General features: G+C 45.2%; 9 protein-coding genes and 2 riboswitches. Of the genes, 7 read left to right on the forward strand and 2 right to left on the reverse strand.

The features are described 5' to 3' along the window. Window positions 1–10: 10 nt before the first annotated feature. Window positions 11–1,729 (reverse strand): PKD-like domain-containing protein, encoded by a 1,719-nt coding sequence (locus I2I33_RS05045; RefSeq protein ID WP_158571803.1) that lies wholly within the window; start codon window positions 1,727–1,729, stop codon window positions 11–13. Window positions 1,730–1,887: 158 nt separating this feature from the next. Beyond that, window positions 1,888–2,090, reverse strand: a riboswitch (cobalamin riboswitch). 169 nt (window positions 2,091–2,259) lie between these two features. After that, window positions 2,260–2,946: a hypothetical protein gene (locus tag I2I33_RS05050; RefSeq protein ID WP_087419580.1), complete on the reverse strand. Its 687-nt coding sequence runs from the start codon at window positions 2,944–2,946 to the stop codon at window positions 2,260–2,262. Between the two features lie 270 nt (window positions 2,947–3,216). Between I2I33_RS05050 and I2I33_RS05055 the strand changes: the two genes are divergently transcribed. The 7 genes from I2I33_RS05055 to I2I33_RS05085 all read left to right on the forward strand — a co-directional run. Beyond that, a complete protein-coding gene (locus I2I33_RS05055) occupies window positions 3,217–3,870 on the forward strand; it encodes a hypothetical protein (RefSeq protein WP_229128197.1) in 654 nt (217 codons plus the stop codon). Between the two features lie 48 nt (window positions 3,871–3,918). Beyond that, window positions 3,919–4,437: a cob(I)yrinic acid a,c-diamide adenosyltransferase gene (gene cobO / locus I2I33_RS05060; RefSeq protein ID WP_087419579.1), complete on the forward strand. Its 519-nt coding sequence runs from the start codon at window positions 3,919–3,921 to the stop codon at window positions 4,435–4,437. 78 nt (window positions 4,438–4,515) lie between these two features. Then, window positions 4,516–4,722, forward strand: a riboswitch (cobalamin riboswitch). Between the two features lie 166 nt (window positions 4,723–4,888). Continuing rightward, window positions 4,889–5,977: an ABC transporter substrate-binding protein gene (locus I2I33_RS05065; RefSeq protein WP_229128207.1), complete on the forward strand. Its 1,089-nt coding sequence runs from the start codon at window positions 4,889–4,891 to the stop codon at window positions 5,975–5,977. A gap of 297 nt (window positions 5,978–6,274) precedes the next feature. Beyond that, on the forward strand, window positions 6,275–7,228 hold the full coding sequence (locus I2I33_RS05070) for a FecCD family ABC transporter permease (RefSeq protein WP_410491995.1): 954 nt from the start codon (window positions 6,275–6,277) through the stop codon (window positions 7,226–7,228). Then, window positions 7,225–7,980 carry an ABC transporter ATP-binding protein gene (locus tag I2I33_RS05075; RefSeq protein WP_087419576.1) on the forward strand — a complete coding sequence of 252 codons (756 nt, stop codon included), beginning with the start codon at window positions 7,225–7,227 and terminating at the stop codon, window positions 7,978–7,980. The genes I2I33_RS05070 and I2I33_RS05075 overlap by 4 nt, the downstream gene beginning before the upstream one ends. Window positions 7,981–8,077: 97 nt before the next feature. Then, complete coding sequence (locus I2I33_RS05080; protein ID WP_087419575.1) at window positions 8,078–9,628, forward strand: ATP-binding protein; 1,551 nt, start codon at window positions 8,078–8,080, stop codon at window positions 9,626–9,628. Between the two features lie 91 nt (window positions 9,629–9,719). Further along, window positions 9,720–11,158, forward strand: a 1,439-nt coding sequence (locus tag I2I33_RS05085) for an ATP-binding protein (protein ID WP_195666745.1), incomplete at its 3' end; no start/stop codon positions are given.

The raw sequence follows: 11,158 nt of genomic DNA on the forward strand, positions 1-11,158 counted from the left end.
TTTTTAGATACTATTTTTTCGCTTTTAAACGCAAATCGATCGCGGCAGAAGATTCCGTTGAAACCTCTCCGACAGCCGCACCTTGTCCCATCTGTGCCGTGTGTACTTTCACGAAGTCGATATACTTCAATTTAGCCGGGGTCCCATCCTGCTGGATGGCGTTGTCTATGCGGAATCCCACAGGATCATTAATATTATCCACGTATCCCCAGTCAAATCCCCAGTTCGTTTCAATTCCTTCCGTCAAGAACTGATTACCGAGACAAGTTCCCGTCAAAATATAATACTCCTCTTCCATAAACCAAGGGAAGTAACCCGAGTTCGGGTGATAAGCGTTCCTTCTCAGGAAAGATAGATTCCCGTCATTATCTATGGACAACACATCCTGCTTGGTTGCCGTCGGGCGATAGTATTTTAACGCATACCGTTGCGTGATTCCCGGCTTACCCGTCTCGCTACCTTTCAACTCGTACCAAGTATCATTAGGCACCCCGTCACCATTCTCGTCCTGGCTCACCCACACGACACCACACTCACACCAGTACTTGCCTAAAGGATTACCCGTCATATCAAAATCAGGTTCCCCGTCACCACCATTCTCCACGCTATGGTCAAATTTCAAAATAAAATATCCTCCCCACGCACCCAAAGATGCAAGATACCCCCCTTCACCTCCTCCGTTGTCTAACGTTTTCTGTATTGTCATCCGGGCATCTTCCGCCGTCTTACCTTCCGGGAAATTAATAAATTGCCCGGGTGCGGGAATAAATTCATAACAATAATTGGAAATATAGCTACTCTTTGGAGTCACATCCCGAAAATACGTTCCCTCTTTCGGGGTACATTCCACGTAAACTTTCGCGGAAGCCGTCTTGCCGTTATCTGTCGCTGTCACATCGATTTCGTACGTTTTCCCCTCCACGGAAGGCTTAAAATCAAAACAAACGGAAGTTTGCCCGCTCTGTACCGCCCCGTCAACTTTCCACTCGTAAATAGCCTGATCACTAATAGCAAATTTTATAGGAGCCAACACCACATTTTTACCGATCGGACAAGTCATCGTGATCGCCTTGTCTAACATGGAAGGCAACACGTAGCGAGCGTTGTCGAAAAACAAAAGTGGTTTCTCCTCGGGAATAACTGACACGTTGATATTCTTCACATCAACTCCATCCGCATTCGTCACCTTCAAGGCAAGAGTGTACACGTTTATATCCTCCTCTTCAAACGACATGATCGAATCATGCGACACGACCTGCCCTCCATAACTCCACTCAAACGTGGTTGTCTCATCCGTGTACTCCGTTTCCGCGGCAAACTCTTTCTTGATCCCGCAATAAGCCACCGCGGCTGATTCCAGCTTAATTTGCGGGGCTAAACGATCAACGACCGTCACCTTCACCTGTTTTTCCACACTACCATTGTCTGCATCCAAGCGAAAATTCACGAAACTCTCACCCAAAATCTCCCCCTTGAAATAATACACCGTATCGTCCGCCACGATTTTTCCCTCCCGTTTCCAGGTATATACTGGATTCACGGCATCTTTCACACGAGCGCAAAGAGCGACCTCTTTCCCGATTCTCACGTTATACTCTCCCGTTTCAGAATTGAACGTGAAATCAGGACTACCCGCATCGATCTTTTCGTCATCATCATCGCAAGCCGCAAAACTCGCGACAAAAAGCATCAGCAATAACGCAAACTTCAATTGAACATCTTTTTTCATAATCATATATTTAAACAATTTTCCAATATTGCTATTCCCGCTTCAAGCTGTAGCTAAAAACGACAAAACCGCTGTATCCAAAACAGATACAGTCAGTACTCGCCTATCATTAACAATAGTGAATATAATTACCTCATCCAAGCTCTAGTCCCAGAAAGCTTTAGATTCGTGACTTTGGCAGGTCTTCTGACTTGCTCCGTCCTTGAACGCCCTTCCCATTTCGTGTCGAAACAGTGGATGTGAGTCGTGTTCACGGACTTTGGCGGAGCTTACAGCAGCGGGTCTGTTCAGGATTCGCACCTGATTCCCTTTTCACCACACGCCTGAAACAGGGTGTGACACCAAAATCGTCGCAAAAATATATAAAAAACAAATATTATTCGGATTTTAAAGTTATAATTCTAGATTTTTACAAAATTTATCATTCATAGAGACCTAACATGACTGTGAATGATTATAACACAACCCGTTATGACTTATCGTTTTCATAAAACGAAATTCCACCATATTTCGTATCTCCTATCGCTCATTTACGATTCAGCCTCCCACAGGCACACCGAATCGGAAACATCCTTCCCGTCGGCATTTTTAGCAAAGGCATAAATGACAAGGCCTCCCCCGGCTATTTTTTCTGAAAAGTTCACGCTTTTTTCTATCGTCTCTCCCCGAAGTCCCAACTCCTCGACACGACAAATATATTTTGTCTTACAAAGAAGCACGGCATAAATTTTATCATCCAGAAAGCAATCAACGGACTCGATTTCTTCCTTCTCGTGAGTGAAAAAGATTCTCCGATTTTCCATATCAACCTCGGCACGAATTTCTGGGATCACCAACGACCCCGCTGCCACGCGTAATTTCTCGTAGTTGATCACCCCGTTAAATTCCTTGACTGCCTTCTTACGGCTATTGAAAGGTTTTTCCGGATTTGCTTTCTCCACGGTCACCGCATCCATCACGTTCGCACTGGTAAATCCCCGAAAACCTTTCGGGTAACCGTTCCCTCCGGGAAATCCCAACTGGACGGCATTTCTCATCCATACTTTCCGTTCCGTTATCGCCCCGAAAGCCGCGGACTGTCGTTTTTGCGGTTCCTGGCTCGGTTTATGCGAGATGCTTGTCCCCCGGCAATAATTTTTCCCGTTTGGTCCCCCGTAAGTGATCACGTTACCGAACTTACCCCGAATCTTTCCAAGTGGATTTACAAATTCCGCCATATCCTGTTATTTTTATGTTCCTCGCCAGCAAAGATACACAAATAAACCAATGTAGTTACATTTTCAAGCTAAATAAATCAATTATTACATGTATTATTCATGAGATATAAGTGATCACTTTCATGTAAAGCGCTATTAGAACGCTATTAAATCCCTATTAAATCGCTATATATAATAGCGTTTTAAAAGAGTTTTATTTGCGTATTAAAAATATTCTATCTACTTTTGCTCATGAATTAATACACGAGTGATTATCAAATAATTATTATCATGGAAAACACATTATCTATTCCTGTAGCTTTTCTGGCACAAGGCTCTATCCGGATTGACGGGATAACCTATTACCGACACGGCAATAAAGTTCGGGCCTGCAAATCACGACGGAGTCCTAAAAAAACAAGAACCGAGGGGGAAGAGGAATCCTCCAGCCGTTTCACGGAAGCCCGTAAAATGTGGAGAATCTACCGTCGTGCCATCGGGGATTTGCCGATATGGAAACTCATGGCCAAGGAGATGGGAATAAATAAAAGCGATTCCTTATTCCATTCTCAAAACGGGGGATGTTTTCGCCCGGGAGAAGGGGTATGGGCTTTCCCGACATTCCGATTCTCGACAGGCACGCTGGACGCACCGGTGATCACGAGTGTCACAAGGGAAGGATGGTCCGTGACCCTAAACTGGGAAAATGACATTGACTGCCCGAAAGCGAGCGTGTCAGATCAAGTGTACGTGGGATATTTTTACGGGACCTTACCCCGCGCCCCGCAAATGATCACGTGCCTTAACTCGTTCCGGGGCGACGGCAAAGTGACCGTGGACATCCCGGCAGCGAAACAACCGGAAGGGACACCCCTACATCTCTACTTGTTTTTCGGCAATAAAGATACCACCCGTTTCTCTCCAAGCGTGTACACGGGAGTGTAATGTTCATGCAGCTCTCCTACCCCCCAAAAAATTTAAAACCAAAAGGACATGACACTTAGAGGATACATCCATATCTACACGGGAAACGGGAAAGGGAAAACAACCGCGGCCTTCGGACTGGCCGTCCGGGCTTTATGTGCCGGGAAAAGTGTTTTCATCGGGCAATTCGTCAAGAGCATGAAATATAACGAAACAGCCATAGAACCCTTGTTCGACCACCTTGTTATCCAGCAATTCGGAGAAGGCTGCTTCATTGAAAGAGAACCCACCCCGGCAGATATACAAGCAGCTCACGAAGGGCTGGAAATATGTCGCCAACATCTTATGGAAGGTAAATTCGATATGGTTATCTTGGACGAACTGACAATTGCCTTGTATTACTCCATGCTTTCCCTGGAAGAAGTGTTAAATGTTCTCCGCCAACGCTCCCCTCACACCGAAGTCGTAATTACCGGACGTTACGCACCCCAGGAATTAATCGATATAGCAGACCTCGTAACAAATATGCAAGAAGTGAAACACTATTATTCGCTTGGCGTCCTGTCCCGTAACGGGATTGATCATTGAAAACCTCGCCTAACAGCGGTTCATTCCAATGAAATAAAAATCTTTTATACAATTTATTGCCTAATTAAAAATTACAACCTATTTTCGCATCGTCATAGTTTCATACACCACTTCGTGTTGTGTTGAATGAAAAAGGGAATCCGGTGGAAATCCGGAACAATACCCGTTGCTGTATTTCCCCCTTTTAAAGGAAAAGTTTATCGTACGTTTGCCACTGGTCAGAATGCTGGGAAGGCACGATAAAAGGGATAAGTCAGAAGACCTGCTATGATCGAGATAGATTTGCATCTGCGGGATTCAGATGGTAATCAGGTATAGATGGCAAGGTCATTCTGTTTTTGATTTACCGTTTCAGGTTTTTCCCGCTCGCATAAATATCTCTCTCGAAGTTTTATAAAAACTATTACATATGAAACAAGTACTATTATTATTCACGTTTATCGTTTTTCTGATGCTATCCGGTTGTCAGACGAAAACAAAGTCCACAAGCGCCTTCACGAAGGAAGTTTACACACCGGAATACGCCACGGGATTCGACATCATGGGAGCTGATAACACGGAAAGCACGATTATTCACGTGCGTAACCCCTGGCAGGGAGCGGAAGGCGTTGAAATGTCCTACTTCGTGGCTCGGAACGGGGAGCAGGCACCGAAAGATTTTGACGGTGTGATTATTCCCGCAGGAGCGAAACGAATTGTATGTATGTCATCCACTTACATCGCCATGCTGGATGCCATTAACCAAGTGGATCGGGTAGTAGGAGTTTCCGGAATGAATTATGTTTCCAACCCGTATGTCCTTGCACACAAAGAAACCATAAAAGACATGGGGGCGGAAATAAATTATGAACTTCTTGTCGGGTTGGCCCCGGATCTTGTATTACTATACGGCATCGGGGACGCACAATCAACCGTGACGGACAAACTAAAAGAATTGAATGTTCCTTATATGTACGTGGGAGAATACCTGGAAGAATCTCCGCTGGGCAAGGCCGAATGGCTGGTTGCCATTTCCGAATTGACGGATAGCCGGGAAACAGGTACAAAAGTATTTAGAGAGATTCCCGAACGTTATAACAACATGAAACAGTTAACGGCAAACGTGGAAAAACGTCCTACCGTCATGCTGAACACACCGTGGAATGACAGTTGGGCCATGCCTTCCATGAAAAGCTACGTGGCACAATTAATCACGGACGCGGGGGGAGATTATATTTACAAAAAAAACACCTCTAACGGGGCCGAACCCATCGGACTGGAAACAGCCTACGGGTTGATTCGCGAGGCTGACGTGTGGTTGAATGTAGGTATGGCGACGACTCTCGACGAGTTGAAGATCATGAATCCGAAATTCAAGGATGCAAAAGCCATCCAGGAAAACGAGGTCTATAATAATAACCTGCGCTTAACTCCCGAAGGGGGAAATGATTACTGGGAATCGGCTGTTGTACGCCCGGACATCGTACTCCGTGACCTGATCAAAATCTTACACCCGGAACTGGTGACGGAGGATTTGTATTATTACAGGCACTTGGAATAGTTTAAAATTTAGAGTTTAGAATGAAAAAAGCATCTACCCCCACCAGCTCCCCCTTACACAGGGGGAGAGACGAATGCGAGAAGGCGCTAAGATATTACAATGTAGCGTATCCTACCCCTCGTGTAAGGGGGAGGTAGAGGGGGTTGTTAAAGCGTCGGCCTTGTACGGCTGGAATCTAAAATCATAACTCAAGAAATTAACAACAGTGATGTCATTTTCAATTGTCCATTTTCAATTTTCAATTTTATCGTGAAACGCAATTCGATCATATTCCTTTTCCTGGGTCTGCTGACTTTCGTGTTGTTCGTACTCGACTTGTTGTCGGGGGATTCGGCACTTTCCGTCGGGCAGGTTTGGAACGTGTTCACGGGTAACGAGACGGATATGACAACCCGGAATATCGTGCTGTCGATTCGATTGGTGAGAGTGATCGTCGCCATTTTGATCGGTGTGGCTCTTTCGATAAGCGGCTTGCAGATGCAGACCGTTTTCCGGAACCCGTTGGCAGATCCTTACTTGTTGGGAGTAAGTTCCGGATCGGGATTAGGCGTTGCTTTCTTTATCTTGGGAGCTCCCCTGCTGGGACTGGCACATTCCGGTTTTTGGCAGTCGGTAGGTATTGTCGGGGCCGGATGGGGCGGGGCCGTCATGGTTCTGTTACTGATTGCCATCATCAGCCGTTACGTGAAAAATATTCTTGGAGTGTTGATCATGGGAGTGATGATCGGTTACATCGCGGGAGCCATCATACAAATTTTACAGTACTTGAGTTCTGCCGAGCAATTGAAAATGTTTTTCCTGTGGTCGATGGGCTCCCTGGGACACGTCACGACCACGAAACTATTTATCATGATTCCCGTGATTTGCGTGGGCGTCATTCTCTCGATTTATTGTATCAAGGCATTAAATCTTCTTCTACTCGGGGAGAATTACGCCCAGACGATGGGACTCAATATACGGCGCGCCAGAACGCTTATTTTCGTATCGACAACATTGTTGACCGGAACCGTGACGGCATTTTGCGGCCCGGTAGGCTTTCTCGGACTTGCCGTGCCTCACGTGGCCCGTATGTTGTTTAACGATGCGGATCACCGGACGCTTTTGCCGGGAAGTATATTGCTGGGAGTCGTGGCCATGTTACTATGTGATATTATTGCTAAAACACTCGTGCTACCCATAAATTGTATTACCGCCCTGCTGGGAATTCCGGTAATTATTTGGGTGGTATATAAAAACCTTCGACCGGCATGATACAACTGGAATCTTTAACACTAGGATACGGGCAAGAGGTTCTGCTTGACCGGGTATCGGCCAACTTGGACGGGGGTGGACTGATCGCCCTGCTGGGACGTAATGGTAGCGGGAAAAGTACCTTACTACGGGCCACGGCGGGATTAGGGAAAATCAAGTCCGGGCGAATATTGCTGACCGGGAAAGACCTTACCGGGTTGCGACCGGAGGAACTGGCTCGTACCGTCAGTTTCGTGACGACCGAAAAGGTACGGATTCCTAACCTGAAATGCCGGGATGTAGTTGCCCTCGGGCGGGCTCCCTACACGAACTGGGTAGGACGACTGCAACCACGCGACCGGGAAATCGTTGATAAATCCCTAGCATTACTCGATATGTCCACCTATGCCGAACGAACAATGGACCAAATGTCGGACGGGGAATGCCAGCGAATCATGATCGCCCGGGCTCTCGCGCAAGACACCCCCATCATCCTGCTTGATGAACCCACCTCTTTTCTGGACCTACCGAACCGTTACGAACTGGGGGTTCTACTACAAAGACTGGCTCACGAACAAAACAAATGCATTCTTTTTTCAACCCACGAACTGGATATTGCCCTCACGCTCTGCGATTCCATCGCCTTGATTGACCGTCCGCATTTGCATTACCTGCCCACGCGACAGATGATCAACAGCGGTCATATCGAACGCTTGTTCCGGAACGAAACCATCACGTTCGACCCGAAAGAATTGCGTATCCGTGTCCGATGAAAGACTGCTTAAGAGAGGCGTTAAACTTGTCGTTCATTTTCGATAATCATAGAAAATTGAGTATCTTTGTTTTATTATTATCCATAAACGAACGCATATGAGTGAGAAAATTTATCCCATAGGTATCCAGAATTTCGAGAAAATCCGAAAAGAAGGTTATTTCTATATTGACAAGACTGCCTTGATTTACCGACTGGTAAAAACGGGTAGTTATTACTTTCTCAGTCGCCCGCGTCGTTTTGGAAAGAGCTTGTTAATTTCCACGCTCGATGCCTATTTCCGGGGAGAAAAAGAATTGTTTAAAGGATTGGCAATAGAGAAACTGGAAAAAGATTGGGTGAAACGCCCGGTACTGCATATTGATCTGAATATCGGAAAATACGATGCTCCCGACAGCCTGGACAAGATATTGAACGAGGCTCTAGTGAAGTGGGAAACGGTGTTTGGCACGGGTGCCGGGGAAAGCACTTTGGCGTTACGTTTCAAAGGTGTCGTGGAACGCGCCTATAAGCAATCCGGACAACGGGTTGCCATCCTTGTTGACGAATACGACAAACCCTTGTTACAAGCTATCGGCGACGAGGAACTTCAACGGGAATACCGTAACACTCTAAAGCCTTTCTATGGTGTACTTAAAACCATGGACGGGTGTATCCAGTTTGCCATGCTCACGGGTGTGACTAAATTCGGGAAGGTAAGCGTGTTCAGTGACCTGAACAACCTGGAAGATCTTTCCATGTGGAACGAATATGTCACTCTTTGCGGTGTCAGCAATCAAGAAATACATGAAAATTTAGAAGAAGAATTACATGAATTTGCCAAGGTTCAAAGCATGACATACGATGAAGTCAACACGGAACTGGAAAAATGGTATGACGGGTATCACTTCACGCATAATTCTATCGGCATATACAATCCGTTTAGTCTGCTTAGCGCATTCAAGCGGAAAGATTTTGGCAATTACTGGTTCGAAACGGGCACACCCACCTATCTCGTGGAGCTACTGAAACGCAATCATTATGACCTGGAACGCATGGCATCCGAAGAAACCAGCTCAGACGTATTGAATAGTATTTACGGGGACGAACAGCCTATCCCCGTGATCTTCCAGAGCGGGTACCTCACGATAAAAGGCTATGACAAAGAATTCGGATTGTATCGCCTAGGATTTCCAAATAAAGAAGTGGAGGAAGGTTTTATCAATTTTCTGATGCCTTTTTACACCCGGTTCAATAAAATTGAGGCTCCATTTGAAATTCAAAAATTCGTTCGTGAAATACGTACAGGACAACTGGATGCCTTTTTCAATAGATTGAAAAGTTTTCTGGCCGATACTCCTTACGAGCTGATCAGCGAACAAGAACGTCATTATCAAAACGTGCTTTTCATCATCTTCAAGCTGGTAGGTTTTTACACGGAAGTCGAGTATCACACTTCCGAGGGACGTGTGGATCTCGTGTTGAAAACCAACGATTACATTTACATCATGGAATTTAAACTGAATGGCAGTGCCGAAGAGGCCTTGCAACAAATCCATGACAAGCATTACGCTCAACCATTCCAATCAGATAAACGCAAGATATTTAAAATTGGCGTGAACTTCAGTTCGAAAACAAGGAATATCGAGAAATGGATCGTGGAGCCATAACCAGTATATTCAATTTTTAAAACATAGCTATCTTCGATAATCATATAAAATTGAATATCTTTGTTCTATTATTATCCATAAACGAACGCACATGAGTGAGAAAATTTATCCCATAGGTATCCAGAATTTCGAGAAAATCCGGAAAGAAGGTTATGCTTACGTTGACAAAACCGCCTTGATTTACCGATTGGTGAAAAAAGGAAGTTATTACTTTCTCAGTCGCCCGCGTCGTTTTGGAAAGAGCCTGTTAATCTCCACGCTCGATGCCTATTTTCTCGGAAAAAAGGAGTTGTTTAACGGGTTGGCCATGGAAAAATTAGAGAAGGATTGGATTCGGCGGCCCGTGCTACACCTGGATCTCAATATTGGAAAATATGATGCCCCGGATAGCTTGGATAAAATACTCGAAGAGGCCATATCAAAATGGGAAGTACTTTACGGCACCGGAGTCGGAGAGTCTACCTTAGCCCTACGTTTCAAAGGAATCGTGGAACGAGCCTGCCAGCAATCCGGCCAACGAGTAGCCATTCTCGTTGACGAGTACGACAAACCCTTGTTACAAGCTATTGGAAATGAGAATCTTCAACGAGAATACCGTAACACGTTGAAACCTTTCTACGGAGTGCTCAAAACAATGGATGGTTGCATCCAATTCGCCATCTTAACCGGGGTAACCAAATTCGGGAAAGTCAGCGTGTTCAGTGATTTGAATAACCTGATAGACATTTCGATGGATGAACCTTTCATTTCCTTGTGCGGAATGACAGAGCAAGAAATTCATGACAATTTTGAAGAAGATTTGCACGAGTTAGCCGCTGCACAAAAGATGACCTACGAGGAAGTGGGAGCTGAATTGAAGAAGTATTACGATGGTTACCATTTTGTCGAAAATTCTGAAGGTATATACAATCCATTCAGCGTGCTGAATACATTTTTCAAGATGAAATTCGGTAGTTACTGGTTTGAAACGGGTACACCCACCTATCTCGTGGAGCTACTGAAACGCAATCATTACGATCTGGAACGGATGGCAACCGAAGAAACCAACTCAGACGTATTGAATAGCATTTACGGGGACGAACAGCCTATTCCCGTGATTTTCCAAAGCGGGTACCTCACGATAAAAAGCTATGATAAACGTTTTGGACTTTATCGCCTTGGATTCCCAAACAAAGAGGTGGAAGAGGGTTTTATCAATTTTCTGATGCCTTTTTACACCCGATTCAACAAAATTGAGGCTCCATTTGAAATTCAAAAATTTGTCCACGAGATCGAGACAGGGCAACTGGATGCCTTTTTCAATAGATTGAAAAGTTTTCTAGCCGATACTCCTTACGAGCTGATCAGCGAGCAGGAAAGGCATTATCAAAACGTGCTTTTCATCATCTTCAAGCTGGTAGGTTTTTACACGGAAGTCGAGTATCACACTTCCGAGGGACGTGTGGATCTCGTGTTGAAAACCAACGATTACATTTACATCATGGAATTTAAACTGAATGGCAGTGCCGAAGAGGCCTTGCAACAAATCCA

Source organism: Butyricimonas sp. BSD2780061689_150309_C8, assembly GCF_015560935.1.
In the GTDB taxonomy this organism is placed as follows: Bacteria; Bacteroidota; Bacteroidia; order Bacteroidales; family Marinifilaceae; genus Butyricimonas; species Butyricimonas paravirosa.